Here is a 20,757-nt window from a genome sequence, read left to right on the forward strand (position 1 = left end):
ACGTAGTCTATACTAAGTTTTAGAATCATCTAACGGGAGTACTAAGTGAAAGTATTAATGGTATTAACCTCACACGATAAGCTCGGTGACACAGATCATAAAACGGGTTTCTGGGTAGAAGAGTTTGCAGCTCCGTATTATGTTTTTACCGATTCAGGTGTGGACGTGACTTTGGCATCGCCTAAGGGCGGCAAGCCACCAATTGATCCAAACAGCACAACGCCCGATGCGCAAACCGAAGCAACCGAGCGTTTTGAAAAAGACGAGACGGCTCAGCATAAATTAGAAACCACCTGTAAGCTTGATGAAGTTGACCCTGAGGGTTTCGACGCAATTTTTTATCCGGGTGGTCACGGACCATTGTGGGATTTAACCAACAATGAGCACTCCATTAAGCTGATTGAGCATTTCTGGAGTAAAGGCAAGCCGGTTTCTGCTGTTTGCCACGCACCCGCGGTGCTTTTAAATGTGAAAACCCCAAGTGGTGACCCGCTTGTTCAGGGGCGTACTGTTACCGGTTTTAGTAACAGCGAAGAGGCGGCAGTAGAGCTGACCGATGTGGTTCCGTTCTTGCTGGAAGACGAGTTGACCGCCAAAGGCGGCCATTATCGTAAGGTGGATGACTGGCAGGCATATGCCGTTCAGGACGGTATGTTAATTACCGGTCAGAACCCTGCTTCATCTGAGCAGACGGCACAGCGCCTGCTCGATGTGTTAAGAGCCAGCCTGTAGTTGGTTTAAAAGCGTCGGCGCCAACTAATGCCGACGCTTGCCTGCCGGCCTACTGCGGGTTCAAATGAACGCCCGCTGCCCTGATTAACCACAACAGCTCCTACGTAGTCTTTGTCCGTAATGTTATCAATCCGAGCCCATACATCCAGCTCGCTCTTAGACCATTGCCAATCGCGGCTTACGGCGACATCCCAAGTTGTATAAGAAGGGGCAAAGGTATCGTTTGCATCATTAACCGGTGTCTCGTTACGGTACTGTCCGGCTAACTGAACCAGCCACTGCTCTGTGGGCTGCCAGTTAAGACGTAAATACCCCTGACTTTTTGCTACGCCGGGTAGCTGATTCCCCTGCAACGGACCATTATCAAAGGTCGCATCAATGTAACTGTATGAAAGCAGTAAATCTAACTGTTGCGTTAATGCGCCGTTAATACTGAGTTCAGCACCTTCGCGCGAGGTTTCCGATGCGTTGCGGTAGGTAGTGCGACCGTCGTTTGACTGATCCACCAGTATTTCGTCTTCACTTTTAATACCGAAGAAAGCAAAATGCAGACGCCAGTCTTTCGGTAGTTGGTGTTTAATACCCCATTCCCACTGATCATTCGTGGACGGACCCAGTTCGCGGTTCAGACCCGAGCCCTGATTCCGGTATGCCAGCTCAGTTAGTGTCGGCGTTTCAAAACCTTGCCCGATGCTCAGATAAGTCGCCGAGGTAGGCAGAAACTGCCAGGTAACTGAAACTGCTGCCGTGGTCTCGCTAAAGTCGCTGCTGCCGCTGTCATCGGAGTTATCCAGCTCGGTAAAGTAGTCTTCAACCTTATAATTGATGTCGCTGTAACGAACTCCGCCGGTTGCTGAAAGTTCTTCCGATAACTGCCACTGAAAACGCAGATAGGCTGATGCATTTTCAATCCAGTTAAATTCGTTGCGGCGCAAATCACCTTTTTCACCATTGTCATTCACATATCCAAAGCGGTGATCTTGCTGGCGCTCTAATTGCGCCCCCACGGTTGCTGACCAGTTAACTCCGCGTTGACGCCAGCGGGCATGGGCACCTTCAAACTGACGAGAAACGTCTATTACGGCACCAGAACTGGTGTTCCCGTCACCGGCAAACGGCAGAAACTGCTCTATGTCGCGGTCACCCTGCCACAGCGAAAGTAACCCTTCACCATTGTCACGCTCGTGAAACCAGCTAAACGATCCCTGACGGTGGTGAATATCTTTCCGCGTGTTGAAATCAACCGCTCGTTGCACGGTTTGGGTTGGGTCTTCGCGCCAGTCTTCGGGCGTTAGTGCGCTGGGGTCCTGCAATAATGGCGCATCGTTATTGTCGTAGCGAATAACAAACCGGTTCTGCTCGTCCCACTGATGATACCAGCGTATCGCCTGCTGCTGGCGCTCGGCAGAGTTGTGCCTGCGCGGGCCGTCGGTCTGAAAGTCTGAGGCTAGAATTTGTAGCTGATTGGTGTTGGTTGCCCACTGGGCATTAACATTGTACCGCTGAGTGTCATTTTCGCTGAACTGTCCACCCCATTCCAACGCGGTTTCTGTTGGCTTACGGCTGAACCATTCAACCACACCGCCACCGGAGTTCCCGTAAAGCGTTGCTAATGGGCCGCGTAATACTTCCAGCGAATCGATGCTATCGAGAAAAATGCTCGAAGTTTGCGCCTGGCCGTCGGGCATAGATAACGGAATACCGTCAACGTTTAGCTGCAAACCCCGCACCCCAAACGCCGCTCGTGAGCCAAACCCGCGAACCACCAGGCGTGTATCCTGTGCGTAATTGTAACGGTTGTCAGCCTGAATGCCAGCCACTCCGGCTAAGGCATCGCCAGCATCAATTTTCATAGAAGGTAAGGTGTTTTCCACGCTCACGCGGTCGATACTGGCCGCAGTAGTCAACCAAGGCGTTTCGCTTTGTGTCGCTGTAACAACAACGGTTTCGTCTACGTCTGCGGAGTGAACAACGAAAGAGGCCGCCAATAAAGGCAGCCCCGTGTAAGTGAGTTTTCTTAATACAGCTGAGTACAACATATTAATCCGCCGGTTTTATTTGAATGATGGCACCGTCAGGCTGGTCGGTTAATAAATAGAGGTAACCGTCAGGGCCTTGGTTAATGTCGCGAATACGAGCTTCAACAGCATCTTCAAATAAACGCTCTTCATGCATCATGCGACCTTCATACAAGTCCAGGCGAGCAACCAGTGAACTTTTCAAAGCTGCGACAAAGAAATCGCCTTTCCACTCAGGAAACGCATCGCCGTTGTAAAATGTGGCTCCGGCCGTGGCAATAGAGGGTACCCAGTAATAGAAGGGTTGCTTCATACCTTCTTTGACCGCGTCTTCGCTGATAATGCCACCGCCATAATCAACACCATAAGTAATTTCTGGCCAACCGTAATTTTTGCCAGCTTCCGGAATGTTTACTTCGTCACCGCCTTGTGGGCCATGCTCAACAGTCCAGAGCTCGCCCGTTTCTGGATGAATGTCGGCACCCTGCACATTGCGGTGACCGTACGACCAGATTTCGTCCAGAGCGTTATCATCGTTAACAAAAGGGTTGTCTTTCGGGATGCTGCCATCAGGCCATATGCGTATCACTTTACCGTGATGGTTATCCAGTGTCTGTGCGTCATCCATTCGTGAATAGCGGTCACCTAAAGTAATGTATAAATGCCCTTCAGGTGAAAAGACTAACCGGGAACCAAAGTGGTTATTGCTTTCGTACTTCGGTGCCTGACGGAAAATAACTTCCTGCTCAGTAAATTCTTTATCGTCAAGTTTCGCACGCATAACGGCCGTACTATTCCCTTTCCCACCGTCCTGTGACGCTTCAGAGTAACTAATATAAACCCAGTTATTCTCAGCAAAGTCAGGGTCAGTGGTAATATCCAGCATACCGCCCTGGCCTTGTGCTACCACCTCTGGTGTTCCGCTTATCTTTTCGCGATAACTGCCGTCGGCGGATACCCAGTAGATGTCGCCGGAGCGCTCGGTAACTAAAATACTTTTGTCAGGAAGAAAAGTCATACCCCAGGGGTTGGTAAAGCCATCCGCAAGCGTGCTGACACTAACTTTATGGCGTTCGGTTTCGACATCTTCGGCTGTGGCCGTCACGCTTACTGAAGCTGCCAATATTGCCGTTAAAACAAACTTTGGATTGAACATAGGTCTCTCCTTGTTATTGAATTATTTAGAGTATACGTCATTATTCAAAATTTTGATGACACTGTGCTTGATCTGTTTGTCGCTTTAACCGTTAATACTCTTATCAATTACTAGAAATGTATTAGGTACCCATGAGCGGCAACGTTTTTAGCACGGATTCCTTACTTACTTTAGCGCAGTGGTTAGCCGCCATTTTTGTTTTGGCTATTATTACGCTGGTGATTTCTATTGGCGTTATGTATGTCGTCGATAAAACCCAGAATAAGCATACTATTCGCCATAACTATCCGGTTGTGGGGCGCTTTCGCTATTTATTCGAGCGTATGGGGGAATTCATGCGCCAGTATTTCTTTGCTATGGATCGCGAAGAAATGCCATTTAATCGTGCCCAACGAAGCTGGGTCTACCGTGCCGCAAAAAATGCGGACCGTAACGTGGCTTTCGGCTCCACCCGGGATTTAAGCCGCACCGGCACCATCATTTTTAGTAACGCTCCTTACCCACCTATGGCTGAGCAGGCGACATCGCCGGAGCCGGTTATTATTGGTCCTTATTGTCAAAAGCCCTATTCTCCGGTTTCGTACTTTCATGTGTCCGGGATGAGCTATGGTGCCTTGTCACCGGTTGCGGTTAAGTCATTGTCTCAGGGGGCGGCGAAGGCCGGCTGCTGGCTGAATACCGGCGAGGGCGGTTTATCGCCTTACCACTTGATGGGACATTGCGACATTGTTTTCCAAATGGGCACCGCGAAGTTTGGGGTACGGGATAAAGAAGGGCGGCTTGATGAAGATCGGCTTGCTGAGCTGGGCCGTCACGACAATGTAAAAATGTTTGAAGTAAAGCTGAGTCAGGGGGCTAAGCCGGGTAAAGGTGGTATTTTGCCGGGTGTAAAAGTGAATAAGGAAATTGCGCAAATTCGTGGCCTTGTACCGGGTGAAGACGCCATTAGCCCGAACCGGCATCCGGAAATCAGCAACAATGAAGAGTTGCTCGATTTCATTGAAAAAGTACGCAAGATTACCGGCAAACCCACCGGGTTTAAATTTGTTATGGGTGACCCGTCATGGATTGATGAATTGATCGACTGCATCCTGACGCGCGGAGAAGAATACGCTCCCGACTTTATTACTCTGGACAGCGCTGACGGCGGAACTGGCGCAGCACCGCAGCCGTTAATGGATTACGTCGGTCTGAGAGTGACTGAAAGCTTACCGATGCTTATTGATAAGCTCACCGAAGCAGGCCTGCATGGCCGTGTTCGAGTGGTTGTCTCCGGTAAAATGATCACACCGGCCGATGTTGCCTGGGCTATTGCTATGGGCGCAGACTTTGTGACCTCAGCGCGGGGCTTTATGTTCTCGCTGGGCTGCATTCAGGCCATGCAGTGCAACAAAAACACCTGCCCAACAGGAGTCACTACCGACGACCCTAAGTTAATGAGAGGGCTTGATCCAGAGGACAAATCGGTACGTGTCGCTAACTACCACAAGTACATGGAGTATGGTGTTAATATTATTGCGCATTCCTGTGGTGTGACTGACCCACGCCAGTTAAATCGGCGTCACGCCCGGGTTATTAAGCCTGACGGTGAAAGTATTAGTCTGGCCGAGCGTTATCCGTTACCCCCGGCCAGACGTCGTTAGTTTAGTTCAGGGTATTCACCGGCAGCAGTCGGGCTATTTCTTCTGCAATTTTACGGAAGGTCTGTCGGCGGCTGGTGGTTGGGCGGTAGACCAGACCTATATCGCGGGAGGCTTCCTGCCCGGTGGGCTTTAAGGAGACCAAATCGGTGTTTTCCAAAATGCCCTGGTCTATTGCCATTTGTGGAACAAAGGTAGCGCCTAAGCGGGCATCTGCCATTTGTACCAGGCTGTGCAGGCTGGTTGCTGTAAATGGGTTCATCTTAATCGAGTCGGTTAGCTGGCAGGCTGCGACCGCATGGCCGGTCATGCAGTGTTCTTTTTCCAGCAGGAAAATGCTGCGATCAGGCAGTTTATCGTAATCAACCGGCTCGCCGACGGTTTCCGCCAGCTCTTTATGCACCACTAACTTGAACGGGTCACGGCCCAGTATCCACTTCTGATTCCCCTGAATGTCCATCGGCAGCGCCAGCAACAGAATATCCAGCTCACCGTTACGTAAGCGATGCAGTAAATTCTGGGTCGTGTCTTCAGACAGTTGCAGCAGCAGTTTAGGGAACTTGTTCTGTAAGTTTTTACTAAGTTCACCGATAACAAAGGGCGCTATGGTGGGAATAATACCCAGCCTTAACGGTCCTTCCATAATGTTGCCTTGCCCCTGCGCGTAATGCAGTAACTCTTCTGAGGCGCTGATAATGTCCCGCGCTTTCTCCACAATTTCCTCTCCTAAGGCAGTAAACAGGAAAGATTTATGGTCACGCTCAATAAGCTGGCAGTCGAGCTGTTCTTCCAAATTTTGAATGCCACTGCTTAGTGTCGACTGGCTGACATTGCATTCAGCCGCCGCACGATTAAAGTTTTGTTCCTGGTGGAGAGCCAGTAAGTAGCTCAGGTTTTTCAGGCTCGGCAATTTACTCATAGGTTATCCGTTGCGTTATCTGTTTAATTGGTATTTCCGATTATCATAATCCGTTTTATTCGTTTTATCCAATCTGTCTCCGTCCGTACACTAGCTCTCGACTCGTTAAGGAACGAATACATTTTAAATCCCAATCAAGGAGACAATTTATGTTAACAGTAGGCGATAAATTACCAGAATTCAGCGTTATTGCGGCAAAACCTAAGTTCAATATGCCGGAAGAAAATGGCGAGAGCGCGTTTGAAACTATCGACAACAACAGCTTTGAAGGTAAGTGGAAAATCATTTTCTTCTACCCGAAAGACTTCACCTTTGTTTGCCCAACTGAAATTGTTGAGTTCGCAAAACTGAACGAAGACTTTGCTGACCGCGACGCGGTAGTTATGGGCGGCAGTACCGACAACGAATTTGTGAAACTCGCATGGCGTCGTGAGCACCCTGATCTTGACCGCCTGAACCAGTACTCTTTTGCTGACGACGGTTCTTTGGTCGACGGATTAGGTGTTCGTGACAAAGCTGAGAATGTTGCTTTACGTGCGACCTTCATTGTTGACCCGCACAACGTTATCCAGCACGTATCGGTAAACAACCTGAACGTGGGTCGTAACCCGGCAGAAATCGTCCGTATTTTAGACGGCTTACAGACCGACGAACTGTGCCCTTGTAACCGTGCACTGGGCGGCGACACGCTGTAATTGATGTCTGTTTTCACCGAACGAGCGCTGATGTAATAGCATCGGCGCCTGTTCCCCACTTTCACAGGATTTCAGGAGTAAAGCATGGCAATTGCAGATTACAAACAGCTATTGGGTGATCACAGTAAAGACACCAAACTCAACCTGTCGAGCTTATTTTCTAACGTTGAACAGTCGGGTTTAACCAGCGACCAGTTCTACGGTACAGCTCTTTCGCTGGTTTACACCCTGGCGAACGACGAGCTGACTCAGGCAGTGGAAGAAGAAGCCGAAGGCAAAATTGAAGAAAACGTTAAAACGGCAGCGAAAACCGCAGCCTCTTTAATGGCAATGAACAACATTTATTATCGCTTTTTGCACTTATCAAGCGATAAACAGTTTTCCAAGCTTCCTGCGGGACTGCGCATGAATGCAATGGCTAATCCGGGTGTGGATAAGGCCGACTTTGAGCTGTTCTCATTGGCGGTATCGGCACTGAATGGTTGTGGTATGTGTATTGATTCGCACGTGCAAACCTTGCTGAAGCATGACGTTTCAGCGCAAGCAATTCAATCGTCAATTAAGTTGGCGGCGGTACTTAATGCAGCCTTAACTGCACGCAAACTGTCGTAAACCCTCTAGGGGCTCCCCTTTGCCCCGTGCAACCTTTGCCCGTATCTTTTGGTGCGGGCTTTTTTATGCCTTTGGTGCTCCCCGGTTTATGTCCTACTCTTTAATAACAGACATTAAGGAGGCAACTATGTTGAGCATTAATGCTGACCGTTTAAAGAAAACCGTGCTGGATCTGTCCAAAATTGGCTATAACCAAACTGACCATGGGGTTTATCGCTGGGGTTTTACCGATGCTGATATGGAAGCTCGTCGCTGGATGATGGAGCAAGCTAAAGCTGAAGGCTTTGAGACCTTTATGGATGGTGCCGGTAATGTGTTCTTTGGTATTGGCGATTACAGAAAAAAACCAGCCATTCTCACGGGCTCGCACCTGGATACTGTTCCTGCAGGGGGAATATTCGACGGGGCGCTCGGGGTTTTAGCGGGCTTCGAAGTTTTGCGCTCGATCAAAGAAAATGACGTGAAATTAGCGCATCCTGTATGGGTTGTTGGTACCGCCGAAGAAGAAGGCCGATTTGGCGGTATGATGGGCTCTCAGGCTATTGCGGGAGTTCTGAACCCGGACTGGCTAATGTCGGCTCACGATGCTGATAATGTTTATTTGAAGGACGCAATGGCCGCCCACGGTATGGACGTTATGGATGCGCTGGATGCTGCCTGGCCTCCGGAGCGGCTAAAAGCCTTTTACGAACTGCACATTGAACAGGGGCCGGTGCTGTTCCAGAAAGAGATAACCATTGGCGCAGTGGAAGGTATTTCCGGGGTGTTTAAATGGATAGTTCACTTAAAAGGTAAAGCCGACCACGCTGGTACAGCGCCCATGAATATGCGCAGTGACGCCTTTATGGGGTTGGCCGATTTTGCTCATGAAATTGAGCGCATTATTGCCGAAGATGGCACCGATAAAACGCGCATTACTGTAGGTAAGGTCGATTTGAAACCCGGTAGCCCGCATACCGTGCCGGGTGAAGCGGTATTTACTATTGTGGGTCGCGACATGAGTAACGATGTAATGAAAGAGCTGGCAGACTCCTGCAACAAGGCGTTGTCAGCAATAGCCCGCAAACACCGTTTGAAGTTTGAATACGAACAAGTCAGCTGGCTGAATCCGCAAGCCTGTTCAGAAAAGCTGACAAAACAGATACAGGATATGGCCAAAGCGCGGAATTATTCGTGCCTGAAAATGCCCAGTGGCGCGGGGCATGATGCTCAGTTTTTTACCGAAATTACAGAGTCCGGGCTAATATTCATACCGTCTGTAAATGGGGTCAGTCATGCACCCGATGAGTGGTCGCACTGGCATGACGTAGAAGCTGGTTGTAACATACTTTTTGATTGCATTATTAATTCAGCTCAGTGAGCTGCGCAAATAGTTAAGATCCGTTATACTGTGCGCACCTCGCCGTGACACTATGTGGTATTGCTCATGGAACAAAAAATAACGGTTCAGTCCGCCGACAAAGTTAAAATTCACCGTCCCGATGGACAAAAGCACAACGACAACTATTCCCCCCGCAGTCGTATTTATGTGCGTGATATAAAAGGTGCAATGGAATACTTTCGTCGAGGGTTTGGCTTTCTTCTGCTGGCGGTCTTCGCCCTCATTCCCTGGCTGACCTATCAGGGAGAACAAGCGGTTCTGCTTGATATTATGGAGCAGCGTTTCCGCATTTACGGTTTAACCTTGTGGCCGCAGGACTTTACTGTCGTTGCCTGGTTTGCCATTGTCGCGGCGGTTGCGTTATTTTTTGTGACGACGGTTTTTGGCCGGGTCTGGTGCGGCTTTATGTGTCCACAAACCACCTGGACTTTCATTTTCATGTGGTTTGAGAAAAAGTTTGAAGGTCCGCGCAATAAGCGTATTAAACTGGATGAGCGTAAAATGGACTTTGATAAGTTCTGGCGCAAAGCCGGTAAACAAACGGGCTGGGTGCTGGTCGCGCTGTTAACCTCAATGACCTTTGTTGGCTACTTTACCGACATCCGCGAACTTTTCCTGAATTTCTTCACCCTGGATGCCGGTTTCTGGGCAACGTTCAGCGTGCTTTTCTTTGCCTTCTGCACCTATGGTAACGCAGGTTATATGCGGGAGATTATGTGTACGCATATGTGCCCTTACGCGCGTTTCCAGTCGGCCATGTTCGATAAAGACACTTACACGGTGTCTTATGATGCTGAGCGTGGTGAGCCCCGCGGGCCGCGTTCACGTAAGGCCGATCCGGCTGAAAAAGGCTTAGGTCACTGCATTGACTGCTATATGTGTGTACAGGTTTGCCCTACTGGTATCGATATCCGAAACGGTCTGCAATATGAGTGCATTGATTGTGGCGCCTGTATCGATGCCTGTAATGACGTTATGGATAAAATGAACTATCCCAAAGGCCTTATTCGCTTTACTACAGAACGTAATTTGGCAGCCAAAGACAAGAAAGAGAAAACCAACCCGTGGCGAATGAAAAGTATCGGCTACTTTATTATGGTTCTGGTGGTGAGTACTGTTTTGGTGTGGGACGTTGCAACTCGGGTGCCTCTGGAAGTCGATGTATTGCGGGACCGCAATCAACTGTTCAGAGAAAACATTGAAGGGCAAATTGAAAACGTCTTTACCTTAAAGCTGGTCAATAAGTCGCAACAGGACATGACTTACCGCGTGGAAGTTAAAGGTTTTGATGAGTTCGAGTTAATTGGCGATTCTACGAAACAGGTTTCTGCGGGTGAAGTCGGAACCTTGCCGGTAACCGTAGCGGTTCCACCATCATTATTAGAAGGTCAGGTCACAGAGTTTTACTTCGTGGTCACAGCGGTCGATAATGCGGATATAACTAATACGCATCAGAGCCGCTTTTTATATGAATGATTTTACAGAGAACGCGTCGGACTTTGCTTTTCAGGGACTGACGCCGGATCTGGTTGTTAATGCCTTAGAAAGTGTCGGTTTGTATCCCGCATCGGGCTTGCTGGCACTTAATAGCTACGAAAACCGGGTTTATCAGTTTGCTGACGACGATCGCAAACGTTACGTGGCAAAATTCTATCGCCCGCAGCGCTGGCGCACAGAGCAAATTAACGAAGAACTGGAGTTTGTTGAGGAACTGGCGCAAGCCGAGGTTCCGGCGGTTTCGGCTCTGGAGCTTCAGGGAAAGCGTCTGCACGAGTTTGAAGGCTATCGTTTTTGTGTGTATACAAGCATTGGCGGCAGAGCCTTTGAGCCGAATGACCTGGACGAACTTGAGCGACTGGGCCGTCAAATAGGCCGTATGCATGCGGTGGCTCAGGCAGGCAAGTTTAAAGTCCGGGAAACCATTGACTATGAAGGTTTTGTGGAACAGTCCGTGGCCGAGCTACACCAGTCCGCTTTATTGCCCGCTGAATTAAAAGACGCCTTTTTTGCCATTCTTGATCCCTTAAGTGAGCGCTTACGTTCTACACCTTTGCAGGACTTCGAGTATCAGCGTCTGCATGGCGACTGCCATATTGGTAATATTCTGCAGTATGAAGAGCAACTGACTTTTGTCGATTTTGATGATTGTCGTTCCGGGCCTGCGGTTCAGGACTTATGGATGATGCTGAACGGATCGCATCAGGAGCAAACATTACAGATGGATGCCCTGCTGACTGGCTACGAAGATTTCTGCGAATTCGATACGGCGCAATTGATATTAATTGAACCTTTGCGCAGTTTCAGAATCATTCAATATATGGCATGGTTATCACGCCGGTGGCAAGATAGTGCCTTTCAGCGCGCGTTTCCCTGGTTTGCAGAAAGCCGGTATTGGGAGCAGCAGATTCTGGCACTGAAAGAACAATTGGCGGGGCTGGATGAAGCGCCGCTAAACCTTGGCTTTAACGGCTAGTTTGAGTAGATAGTTTTAACAGATAACAGGAAATGATAATGAAAAAGTGGTTAATGGGTTTTGTCGGGGCATTAATGGTCGCAGCGGGTTTTGCTCAGGCTCAGAATTTTGAAGAAGGTGTCCACTACGAAGTGGTGGCCGATGAAGCGACCAGCAAGCCGGAAATTGCAGAGTTTTTCTCATTTTACTGCGTGCACTGCTACCGCTTTGAACCTATTGCAAAAGAACTGAAATCTGAATACCCGGATGCTTTCAAGAAGGCTCATGTGTCGTTCATTAGTCCTCGCGGTAACGTGGGCGAGACCATGACTCAGGCTTTTGTCGTTGCGCAAAAACTGAATAAGGAAGAAGAGATTGCCGCGGCTATTTTTGATTACAACTTTAATAAAAATAGCATGCTGACCAGCAAGCAGGACATTCGTAATGTGTTTATTGTTAACGGTGTTTCCGGTGATGAGTTTGATAAAGCTATGGCGAGCTTCACTGTGCGCGCTGCGGCGTCTAAAATGGATCGCCGGGCAAGCAACTTAGGGGTTAACGCAACGCCAACTTTTATCGTTAACGGTAAATACAAAATGCTGCCACAGGGGTTCCGTGACAGCGATAATTTTCAGGAAGACTTTTCTGATTTAGCCGGTTATCTGTTAGAAAAGTAACTCAGGACTCCGGTTTATAGTCACAATAAGCGCCTTCTTTGTTTTCAGAGAAGGCGTGGTTGTTATTCAAGTACTGATAATTCTTCAGTCCAAAGTCTGGCATCACACTGTATAAATACTCGATAATTGAGCTTTGTACCGCTTCGTATTTCATCCAGTCCGTTTGTTTACAAAACGCATAAATTTCCAGCGGTAACCCTGCTGCTGTAGGCTGCATAAGGCGAGCCATAATAGTCAGATCTTCTCTTACCTGTTTGTGGTTCCTTAGATAATTGTCAGTAAATACCCGGAATACAGTTAAGTTACTTACCGGTTTGTCGAGTTCATTGGCATTTAGCCAGTCGTCAGCGGACTGATTAAAATGCTTTTTAGCAAGTTCTTCTAACTGTTCGTTCGACAGAATTTTAGAGCTGTCCAAATCAATCATTAGTGAACGTCTCATGCGCCGCCCACCTGTATTGATCATTCCCTGCCAGTTTTTAAACGACTCGTGTATTAATACATAAGTGGGCAAGTAAACAATGGTTTTATCCCAGTTCTCAACTTGCACGGAAATTAGGCCGACTTCCTGAACCGTACCATCAACCCCGTGATCAGTCAGCTCAATCCAGTCCCCAATAGCAACCATACGGTTGGTCGCCAATTGCACTCCGGCAACAAAGCCCATTAGGGTATCCCTGAAAACCACCATAAGAATGGCGGTCATGGCGCCGAAACCACTTAGCAAGTACATAGGCGATTTGTTCATAATGATGGCAATAGTGATGAGAATCGCCATGAGTACCAGTATCAGTTTTATGACCTGAATGACTCCGGTAATGGGGACCTCACGTGCTTTATAAGTATAGTCATAGGCAATGGAAACGACGTTGGCCAGAGCTGTCAGAATACTGGTAATAACCCAGGTCAGATAAACACCAACAACGGTACGTAGCGGGGACTGCCAGCTTTCAAAGTCATCGATAAACAGGATCGGTATGAAACTGTGTATCAGGATAACCGGGGCTAAGTTTGCGCAACGCTTAAAAAGGCCACTGTTAACCAGCGATTTATACCACCGCTCGGGCGCCCTTTTTAACAAGTGCTCTATGGCATGATCGATAAGCCAACGCGCTATGGCATAGGTAATGTAACAACCAATTAGAACTAATAGAGAGCTGATAGCCAAGCTCAGTTCTTGTAGGTTGCTTTCGATACCGAATTTTTTTAGCCATTCTTTTACAAACTCGAAGTCCATTATAAAACTCTCTTAGCGTGTGCCGTGAATTTCCTTACGCATTTCGTCGATGGTTTGGTCTTTTTCCTGCCAGCGCGTATTCAGCCATTGCTGAAAATGAGCTCTGAAAGCTTTATCACTGGCATAATCGCCAATTAAATCCTCGGTAATCGGCCGTGTCTTTATATCAACATAGACGTTTTTCAGCTGTCCGCTTAATAAATGCCAGACTACCGGGCGTTTGTCGGTTCCCGGGTAGACTATAGTGATATCCAGAATGGCTTCAAACTGACCGCCCATAACTTGCAAAGAGAAGGCCGTTCCGCCTGCTTTAGGCGGCAGCAGGTTGCTAAAAGGGCTGTGTTTTTTCGCGTGCTTCTCTGGAGTAAATCGCGTGCCCTCACAGAAATTGACCACAGTTGTAGGAATGTGACGGAATTTGGCACAGGAGCGCGTTGTTGTCGCAATGTCTTTGCCTTTTAAATGCGGTTTTTTCTCCAGCAACTCTTTTGAGTAGCGCTTCATAAAAGGCATATCCAGTACCCAGCAACCCCAGCCAATAATGGGTATCCACATAAGTTGTGACTTTAAAAAGAAGCGCGGCATAGGCATGTGGCGACGAGTCAAATGCATTAACACCAGCACATCGACCCAGCTACGATGGTTAGCCATAACCATGTACCAGCCTTTTTCGTGGATATCGAGGTCACCTTTAATGTGCCATTCCATGCGTTGAGTCAGCTGGAACATCATTGACATACAGTACGCCCAGACTCTGAATAGAGCATTCCCCAGAAAAGAACAAATGCGCTGAGGCGTTTTAAAAGGCAGTAACACTTTAAAAATACCAATACTAATAATCGAAACACCAATAATAGCGGTGGTGATTAATCCCCATGAAAAGTTAATAACGACTCTGAAGGGAATGAGTATTGATGTCAGCATGCTGCCCTATCCTAATTAGAAACAATGAGATAAATAATAACTGAAGCCAGTAATGATGTCTGTTGGTAACGAGTAAAAATTAATGATACTGTATATATGTACAGTATTCGGAGGTTTTATGCAGACAAAGCTTCAGACTCTTATTCAGCAAGGGCTTGTTTGGCATGGTCAGGTGACCGATAGCCAGGCCGCAACCTTAAGCTCTGGTTTTTCGTCGTTAGATACGGCGCTGGGCGGTGGCTGGCAATATCCGGGGTTGCATGAATGGCAGTTGCCAACTCCTTTTTCGGAGCAGGCACTATTGTTGCCATTAATACAGCGTGCGGTGCAACAAAAGCAGTCAGTTTTCTGGGTAAACCCTCCGGCCTGGTTGTCGGCTGCTGGCCTACATCATTATGGACTTAATGAGTCTATGCAGGTGGTTGTTCAGACCAGTGCAGAGAAAGCGGCCTGGGCGTTTGAGCAGATACTGCAGACAAAAAATGCGCTGGCTTTAGGCTGGTTTGCGCAAAAAGAAACGACAGCTCAATCTGTTCGCCGTTGGTATAAAGCTACCCAAACCGGGCAGATGGGCGTGGTATTGAGTGAGCCCGCTTTAAATGAAGAGGCGCGGGCTTATTCTAACCGCGTACGGTTAAAGCTTGATGAAGCAGGAGTCACGCTCGACGTACTAAAACGCAAAGTGGGCTGGCCACTGGAAAACGTTGTTCTGAACTAATGTGGTTATATTGTCATTTCCCCCAACTACTACTGGATAATCGGGTGCGCTTACAGCCTGACAGCAACACCCTGCCGCTGGCACTTTACCAGTTACAGGGTAACCAGTCGGTTATAGTGCAGTGCAACACCTTGGCGCGGGAGGCTGGGGTCAAAACCTCTATCCAGACGGTTATGGCAATATCGCTTTGTGAGCAACTGCAACTGGTTGAATATATTCCGGAGCGTGAGCAGCAGGTATTGCAGCAATTAGCCACCCGACTTTACCAATGGGCAGCTAAGTTAGTTTTGTATCCACCCAAAGGTCTGGCAATTGAGTTGAGTAGTCTGGCGCAGTTGTATGGCGGGATGGATTCGGTATTTAACACGTTATCCCGAGAGGTTGATGCGCTGCCAATTAAGGCTCAGCTGGCAGTCGCGGATAACCCTTTAGCCGCTCAATTATTAGCAGAATATGACTGCCCGGTTTCGTTAAACCCCAAAGAGTCTACACAGCTGCTGGCTCAGCTACCTATTGGTGCTGCCGGTTTAGGAACAAAAACACAGAAGCATTGTAAAGCCGCTGGTTTTCGTCAGCTGGGAGAGCTCATACAGTTATCGGGAGATGAAGTCGGCCGGCAGTTGGGCCTGGAAACACAGTTATATCTGGAGCGAATTCAGGGTCGCCAGCAGCAAAGTTATAATTTTTTCACTCCACCGGAAAGTTTCCGGCAAAGCCTGGATCTGGTCACTGAAATTCCTCACTGGCAAGGGTTGTTGTTTCCGCTAAAAAGACTGTTCGGTGAGCTGGAAGATTTTCTCTATCAGCGGCAAAAAGTAACCCAGCAGGTTAGTATTGAACTGCATCACCGATATGAACCTCCTTCTGTTGTTCCCGTCGCTTTAGCTGAACCCGGCTGGCGGGGGCAGAGTTTTTTGTCGTTACTGCAGTTAAAAATGGAATCTATACCCTTGCCAGAAGCGGTTATAGAAATTACGTTGGTGGCTAACGAGCTATTGCAGTCTGAACAGCACAGCAGTCACTTTTTTGGTGTGCAGCAACACCGGCATGAAACACTGCAGCTTATTGGCCGGTTACAGGCTAAGCTTGGCAACAATGCCGTGTTCTCGCCAGCCATGAATGACGACCCTCGCCCCGGTAATAACGAATTTCGACGCCCGGCAGGGGAAAAGCCTCAAATTTTATCTGCGGCGCCTAAGCGGCCTCTTTGGCTATTACAGCCTCCGCAGCCAACTTCAATTGATTTATGGCAACTACGTCACGGGCCGGAACGCAAAGTCTGTGGTTGGTGGGACGCTGGTGACATAGCGCGCGATTACTGGATTGCCCGGGACAAGTTTCAGCGTGTGGGTTGGCTCTATTTTGAGTCCGGACAATGGTATTTGCATGGTTGGTTCAGCTGATATGTTCAAAGGTTCCGGTGGAAAACCTTTTGCTGAGCTACACAGTTTAAGCCATTATAGTTTTTTGCGCTCAGCCGCTTCGCCGGAGGAACTGGTGAGGCACGCAGATGATCTGGGTTATGCCGCCATAGCAATAACTGACGAATGCTCTGTGGCCGGTATTGTAAAAGCCTATCAGGAGTCAAAAGCGCAGGGTATTAAACTGATTGTGGGTAGTGAATTCAGGGTGACGGAAGTGGGTACGCTGGTTGTGCTGGCGCCAACCCGGGAAGCCTATGCGGAGCTTTGTAAAAAAATTACACTGTTCCGTAGTCGCAGCGAAAAAGGCCATTATCAGGCCAACATCGATGATTTTTTCGACGGGTTCTCTCAGTGTCTTTTATTGTGGCAGCCGGACTTTTCTCAGGCCCAGCTTCTGGCCATTGGTGAAAAGTTGAAATCGGTATGGCAGCAGCGCTTTTGGCTACTATACGAGCGGCATTACCAGGCTGACGATGAAAGGGCTTTTCAGGCTATGGTTGAGCTACAACAGGCCGTTAAAGTGAAAGTCACCTGCGCTGGTGGCGTTCGCATGGCAACCATTGAACAACAGCCGCTGTATGACATTCTGAACGCGATTCAACATGGTGGCTCTTTAGCGCATCAGCCGGGGTTAGCCAGTAACAACGCGGAGCATCATCTGCGAAGCCTGAGTGAGTTGCAACAGTGCTACCCGCAAAAGTGGCTAGCCGAAACACTGGTTATTGCTCAGCAGTGTCAGTTTTGTCTGTCCGAACTTCGTTACGAATACCCCGTCGAACTGGTTCCTGAGGGCATGAGTGCCTCCGGCTATTTAAAGCAGTTAACTGAACAAGGCGCTCGCTGGCGTTATCCGCAAGGTGTGCCCGAGTCGATAAAAGCGCTTTATTTAAAAGAGCTAAGCCTGATAAAAGAGCAAAGCTACGAGCCTTTCTTTTTAACCATTCATGACTTAGTTCGTTTTGCCCGTGAGCAGGGAATCTTATTTCAAGGGCGTGGTTCGGCAGCAAACTCGGTGGTTTGTTATTGTCTGGGCATTACCGCGGTTAACCCGGCGCAAATTCAGGTGTTGTTTGAACGTTTTATTTCTAAGGAACGGAACGAACCTCCCGATATCGATGTGGACTTTGAGCACGAGCGCCGCGAAGAAGTCATTCAGTATATTTACCGCAAGTACGGTCGGCAGCGCGCAGCGTTGGCTGCAACGGTTATTACCTACCGTTTTAAAAGTGCTTTTCGTGATGTTGGCAAAGCTCTGGGCTTTAGTGAGCAGCAACTGCAGTATTTCCGTCGCAACTTAGACCGACGCGACAAAGAGCAAAGCTGGCAGCAACAGCTAGTGCAACAGCACCCCGAAGTCACAAATTCAGTACGGGGCCAGCACCTTTTACAATTTACTGAGCAATTGATGGGTACTCCCCGGCATTTGTCGCAGCATGTCGGCGGTTTTGTTATCGCTGCCGATGACTTGTCACGGCTGGTTCCGGTAGAAAATGCCTCGATGACGGACCGAACGGTTATTCAGTGGGACAAAACCGACCTCGAAAGCCTGGGCTTATTAAAAGTGGACGTGCTGGCGCTGGGCATGCTGACGGCTTTACGGAAAATGCTGACGCTTATTAATTCGCGCTATGAGCCGCAACTGACCATGGCAACCATTCCGCAGGAAGACAGCCGGGTTTATCAGCAGCTACAAACCGCCGATTCTATGGGGATTTTTCAGATAGAATCGCGGGCGCAAATGAACATGTTACCGCGACTAAAGCCCAAAACCTTCTATGATCTGGTCATTCAAATTGCGATAGTCCGGCCCGGCCCCATACAAGGCGACATGGTGCATCCATTTTTACGTCGTCGCGCAGGTCTGGAAGAGGTTGATTACCCTAGCAACGACGTAAAGTCGGTATTAGAAAGAACGCTGGGCGTACCTATTTTTCAAGAGCAGGTAATTAAGTTGGCTATGGTCGCGGCTGGCTTTAGTGGTGGCGAAGCGGATCAGCTTCGTCGGGCTATGGCGTCATGGGGGCAAAATGGGCATTTAACCCGCTTTGAAGACAAGCTTATTAACGGCATGCTGGAGCGGGGCTATAAGCAGGAGTTTGCAGAACGCTTGTTCCGGCAAATTTGTGGCTTTGGACAATATGGTTTTCCTGAGTCTCATTCTGCCAGTTTTGCTAATTTAGCTTATGTGTCGTCCTGGTTTAAGACCTACCACCCGGCTGCTTTTTATGTCGGCTTACTGAACAGTTTGCCTATGGGTTTTTATTCGGCATCGCAGTTGGTACAGGACGCACAACGCCACGGCGTAGCGTTTTTAGCTGCGGATATTAACGCCAGCGACTGGGACTATTGTTGGTTGCCTAAAGAAGATACGAACTCTGATGAGACTGTACGCATGGGCTTAAGGCAAATTCAGGGCCTATCCGAAAGCAGAATAAAACATACGTTGACGCAAAGACCGGAGGACGGTTTCACCAGCATGCATGAGTTGCGACAAAACGGATTACGGGACTCCGATATCAACGCCCTCGCCCGCGCCGACGCATTAAAGAGTATTGCAGGACATCGGCATCAGGCACATTGGCAAAGCTTGTCTATGAGTGACCAGCAAATGCCGTTGTTTGAGAATGTAAAGGATCGCCCTGCCCGCCAACTGCCCGCGCCTGATGAGCCGGACAATATAAAAGCGGATTATGAATCGACCGGATTGACCTTAGGCCGCCACCCATTAGCTTTGCTGAGGAATAACCCTGAATTAAAAAACTGCGTTATGGCCCGCGATCTAATGACCTGCCGCTCAGGGCAAGTACTGACTCTGGCCGGCTTAGTCACCTGCAGGCAAAGGCCTGGCACCCGTAGCGGCGTCACTTTTTTAACTTTGGAAGATGAAAGCGGAAACAGCAATGTGGTGGTCTGGGCGAATACCGCTCGCCAATTTCGACAATGCTTCCTGACCAGCAACCTGCTTTGGGTAAAAGGCATTGTCGAAATTCACGATGGTGTGGTGCATGTTATTGCAGGCCGGTTAAAGGATTTATCCGGCCTGTTAAGTTTCACTCGACTGGAAAGCCGTCGTTTCCACTAAGCTTTCATTAACTTAAGAAACTGGACTCACCTGTAAAAGGTAGTCGTCTTTTAAATCGACGTAGTTTTGTGCCGATTGGCTTAAAAAGTTCTCCTCACCGCTATTAAGGCGTCTTTTCTTTTCAACTGGGCTGCCGACATATAAGTAGCCACTTTCTAAGCGTTTGCCCGGAGGAACCAGACTACCGGCTCCAATAATGACATCATCTTCTATGACGACATCATCCATTATAACGGCTGACATGCCTACTAATATGCGGTTACCCAGTTTGCAACCATGCAACATACAATGGTGGCCTACGGTAACTTCGTCCCCAATAACTAAGGGATGCCCATCAGGGTTGGCTTTGGATTTACGCGTAACATGAAGAACGGTTCCATCCTGAATGTTGCTACGCTTACCAATAGTAATACGGTTAACATCGCCTCTTGCTGCGACCATAGGCCATACGCTGCTGTCATCGCCTATTGTAATATTACCGACAATGACCGAACTGGGGTCCAGGTAAACGCGTTCACCGATAACTGGTTCATATTCACAGTAACTACGGATATCTGCCATAAGTGTGCTCCTGAGTTAAAAGCTGTTACAACCTTTATAGCAGATAGAGGTAAATAGGTCATGTCTGGCCTAAGTTTGGCGAGAAAAGCAGCGTGTTGCTGAAACTTTACGCAGTCAGTAAAAAAACAGTTAGAAAGGTGCTAAAAGCGCTTGACGGGACGAGTTAAATCTCTAAAATGCGCTCCACGTTCAAGGCAGGCAACGAAGCCGCCGAAAACCTAAGTTTTCTAAAAAATCTTTTTTCAAAAAAGTATTGACGGAAAACACACGGTGTGTAGAATACGCACCTCTCGCAGCCAAGGTTGCTGAGAAACGCTCTTTAACAATTATATCAAGCCAAGCAAACTGTGTGGGCACTTGCAGAAGTTAAGCAAAACGAAATATTTGTATTGCAACTTTTGAATGAGTGTTCAGCAAGGTTTCGAAAGAAGCCAAGCAAAAACGCGTAATTCATTGAGTTGATTGAACTACTTTTAATTGAAGAGTTTGATCATGGCTCAGATTGAACGCTGGCGGCAGGCCTAACACA

Annotated in this window: 17 protein-coding genes; 11 read left to right on the plus strand and 6 right to left on the minus strand. The window is 48.4% G+C overall.

Going from position 1 to position 20,757, the window contains the following annotated elements; genetic code table 11:
- Positions 1-45 precede the first annotated feature (45 nt).
- Positions 46-732, plus strand: coding sequence for a type 1 glutamine amidotransferase domain-containing protein (locus tag DET62_RS03980; RefSeq protein ID WP_034819500.1), 687 nt, complete (start codon positions 46-48; stop codon positions 730-732).
- Between the two features lie 5 nt (positions 733-737).
- Here the strand turns inward: DET62_RS03980 and DET62_RS03985 are convergent, their stop codons facing one another.
- The gene (locus DET62_RS03985) at positions 738-2,771 is read right to left on the minus strand and encodes a TonB-dependent receptor (protein ID WP_110012817.1); all 2,034 of its coding nucleotides are present in this window, start codon (positions 2,769-2,771) and stop codon (positions 738-740) included.
- A gap of 1 nt (position 2,772) precedes the next feature.
- Entirely contained in the window at positions 2,773-3,906 is a 1,134-nt protein-coding gene (locus tag DET62_RS03990) for a PQQ-dependent sugar dehydrogenase (protein WP_110012816.1), read from the minus strand.
- A gap of 131 nt (positions 3,907-4,037) precedes the next feature.
- Here DET62_RS03990 and DET62_RS03995 point away from each other — a divergent pair, with 131 nt between their 5' ends.
- Positions 4,038-5,549, plus strand: coding sequence for an FMN-binding glutamate synthase family protein (locus DET62_RS03995; protein ID WP_110012815.1), 1,512 nt, complete (start codon positions 4,038-4,040; stop codon positions 5,547-5,549).
- A 1-nt stretch (position 5,550) separates the two neighbouring features.
- On the opposite strand, the gene DET62_RS04000 is transcribed toward DET62_RS03995, so the two are convergent.
- Positions 5,551-6,465 carry a hydrogen peroxide-inducible genes activator gene (locus tag DET62_RS04000; protein ID WP_110012814.1) on the minus strand — a complete coding sequence of 305 codons (915 nt, stop codon included), beginning with the start codon at positions 6,463-6,465 and terminating at the stop codon, positions 5,551-5,553.
- A gap of 149 nt (positions 6,466-6,614) precedes the next feature.
- Here DET62_RS04000 and DET62_RS04005 point away from each other — a divergent pair, with 149 nt between their 5' ends.
- The 6 genes from DET62_RS04005 to DET62_RS04030 all read left to right on the plus strand — a co-directional run bounded on the left by DET62_RS04005 (position 6,615) and on the right by DET62_RS04030 (position 12,282).
- On the plus strand, positions 6,615-7,160 hold the full coding sequence (locus tag DET62_RS04005) for a peroxiredoxin (RefSeq protein WP_011235799.1): 546 nt from the start codon (positions 6,615-6,617) through the stop codon (positions 7,158-7,160).
- An 84-nt stretch (positions 7,161-7,244) separates the two neighbouring features.
- Positions 7,245-7,772: a carboxymuconolactone decarboxylase family protein gene (locus tag DET62_RS04010; RefSeq protein ID WP_110012813.1), complete on the plus strand. Its 528-nt coding sequence runs from the start codon at positions 7,245-7,247 to the stop codon at positions 7,770-7,772.
- Positions 7,773-7,899: 127 nt separating this feature from the next.
- Positions 7,900-9,132 carry a Zn-dependent hydrolase gene (locus tag DET62_RS04015; protein ID WP_110012812.1) on the plus strand — a complete coding sequence of 411 codons (1,233 nt, stop codon included), beginning with the start codon at positions 7,900-7,902 and terminating at the stop codon, positions 9,130-9,132.
- A gap of 66 nt (positions 9,133-9,198) precedes the next feature.
- Positions 9,199-10,629: a cytochrome c oxidase accessory protein CcoG gene (gene ccoG / locus DET62_RS04020; protein ID WP_110012811.1), complete on the plus strand. Its 1,431-nt coding sequence runs from the start codon at positions 9,199-9,201 to the stop codon at positions 10,627-10,629.
- Complete coding sequence (locus tag DET62_RS04025) at positions 10,622-11,626, plus strand: serine/threonine protein kinase (RefSeq protein WP_110012810.1); 1,005 nt, start codon at positions 10,622-10,624, stop codon at positions 11,624-11,626. The genes ccoG and DET62_RS04025 overlap by 8 nt, the downstream gene beginning before the upstream one ends.
- 38 nt (positions 11,627-11,664) lie before the next feature.
- Positions 11,665-12,282: a thiol:disulfide interchange protein DsbA/DsbL gene (locus DET62_RS04030; protein ID WP_110012809.1), complete on the plus strand. Its 618-nt coding sequence runs from the start codon at positions 11,665-11,667 to the stop codon at positions 12,280-12,282.
- A gap of 1 nt (position 12,283) precedes the next feature.
- Here DET62_RS04030 and DET62_RS04035 read toward each other — a convergent pair whose 3' ends face one another.
- Positions 12,284-13,519 carry a mechanosensitive ion channel family protein gene (locus DET62_RS04035; RefSeq protein WP_110012808.1) on the minus strand — a complete coding sequence of 412 codons (1,236 nt, stop codon included), beginning with the start codon at positions 13,517-13,519 and terminating at the stop codon, positions 12,284-12,286.
- 12 nt (positions 13,520-13,531) lie between these two features.
- Positions 13,532-14,443, minus strand: a complete 912-nt coding sequence (locus tag DET62_RS04040; protein WP_110012807.1) for an acyltransferase — start codon at positions 14,441-14,443, stop codon at positions 13,532-13,534.
- A gap of 118 nt (positions 14,444-14,561) precedes the next feature.
- On the opposite strand from DET62_RS04040, the gene DET62_RS04045 reads away from it, so the two are divergent.
- Genes DET62_RS04045 through DET62_RS04055 form a run of 3 tightly spaced genes read left to right on the plus strand, consistent with a single transcriptional unit; the run spans position 14,562 to position 19,667 of the window.
- Positions 14,562-15,161 carry a SulA-like SOS-response cell division inhibitor gene (locus DET62_RS04045; protein ID WP_110012806.1) on the plus strand — a complete coding sequence of 200 codons (600 nt, stop codon included), beginning with the start codon at positions 14,562-14,564 and terminating at the stop codon, positions 15,159-15,161.
- A gap of 44 nt (positions 15,162-15,205) precedes the next feature.
- A complete protein-coding gene (locus DET62_RS04050) occupies positions 15,206-16,564 on the plus strand; it encodes a DNA polymerase Y family protein (RefSeq protein ID WP_243734827.1) in 1,359 nt (452 codons plus the stop codon).
- Positions 16,548-19,667 carry an error-prone DNA polymerase gene (locus DET62_RS04055; protein ID WP_110012804.1) on the plus strand — a complete coding sequence of 1,040 codons (3,120 nt, stop codon included), beginning with the start codon at positions 16,548-16,550 and terminating at the stop codon, positions 19,665-19,667. The genes DET62_RS04050 and DET62_RS04055 overlap by 17 nt, the downstream gene beginning before the upstream one ends.
- Positions 19,668-19,679: 12 nt before the next feature.
- On the opposite strand, the gene DET62_RS04060 is transcribed toward DET62_RS04055, so the two are convergent.
- A complete protein-coding gene (locus tag DET62_RS04060) occupies positions 19,680-20,228 on the minus strand; it encodes a gamma carbonic anhydrase family protein (RefSeq protein WP_011235788.1) in 549 nt (182 codons plus the stop codon).
- Positions 20,229-20,757 lie beyond the last annotated feature (529 nt).

Source organism: Idiomarina sp. H2 (assembly GCF_004364275.1).
In the GTDB taxonomy this organism is placed as follows: domain Bacteria; phylum Pseudomonadota; class Gammaproteobacteria; order Enterobacterales; family Alteromonadaceae; genus Idiomarina; species Idiomarina loihiensis.

What these genes read in the sequence shown, in the direction of transcription:
- DET62_RS03985 (WP_110012817.1), bottom strand. Translation starts at nt 2,771, where the DNA reads ATGTTGTACTCAGCTGTATTAAGAAAACTCACTTACACGGGGCTGCCT.
- DET62_RS03990 (WP_110012816.1), bottom strand. Translation starts at nt 3,906, where the DNA reads ATGTTCAATCCAAAGTTTGTTTTAACGGCAATATTGGCAGCTTCAGTA.
- DET62_RS03995 (WP_110012815.1), top strand. Translation starts at nt 4,038, where the DNA reads ATGAGCGGCAACGTTTTTAGCACGGATTCCTTACTTACTTTAGCGCAG.
- DET62_RS04000 (WP_110012814.1), bottom strand. Translation starts at nt 6,465, where the DNA reads ATGAGTAAATTGCCGAGCCTGAAAAACCTGAGCTACTTACTGGCTCTC.
- DET62_RS04005 (WP_011235799.1), top strand. Translation starts at nt 6,615, where the DNA reads ATGTTAACAGTAGGCGATAAATTACCAGAATTCAGCGTTATTGCGGCA.
- DET62_RS04010 (WP_110012813.1), top strand. Translation starts at nt 7,245, where the DNA reads ATGGCAATTGCAGATTACAAACAGCTATTGGGTGATCACAGTAAAGAC.
- DET62_RS04015 (WP_110012812.1), top strand. Translation starts at nt 7,900, where the DNA reads ATGTTGAGCATTAATGCTGACCGTTTAAAGAAAACCGTGCTGGATCTG.
- ccoG (WP_110012811.1), top strand. Translation starts at nt 9,199, where the DNA reads ATGGAACAAAAAATAACGGTTCAGTCCGCCGACAAAGTTAAAATTCAC.
- DET62_RS04025 (WP_110012810.1), top strand. Translation starts at nt 10,622, where the DNA reads ATGAATGATTTTACAGAGAACGCGTCGGACTTTGCTTTTCAGGGACTG.
- DET62_RS04030 (WP_110012809.1), top strand. Translation starts at nt 11,665, where the DNA reads ATGAAAAAGTGGTTAATGGGTTTTGTCGGGGCATTAATGGTCGCAGCG.
- DET62_RS04035 (WP_110012808.1), bottom strand. Translation starts at nt 13,519, where the DNA reads ATGGACTTCGAGTTTGTAAAAGAATGGCTAAAAAAATTCGGTATCGAA.
- DET62_RS04040 (WP_110012807.1), bottom strand. Translation starts at nt 14,443, where the DNA reads ATGCTGACATCAATACTCATTCCCTTCAGAGTCGTTATTAACTTTTCA.
- DET62_RS04045 (WP_110012806.1), top strand. Translation starts at nt 14,562, where the DNA reads ATGCAGACAAAGCTTCAGACTCTTATTCAGCAAGGGCTTGTTTGGCAT.
- DET62_RS04055 (WP_110012804.1), top strand. Translation starts at nt 16,548, where the DNA reads ATGGTTGGTTCAGCTGATATGTTCAAAGGTTCCGGTGGAAAACCTTTT.
- DET62_RS04060 (WP_011235788.1), bottom strand. Translation starts at nt 20,228, where the DNA reads ATGGCAGATATCCGTAGTTACTGTGAATATGAACCAGTTATCGGTGAA.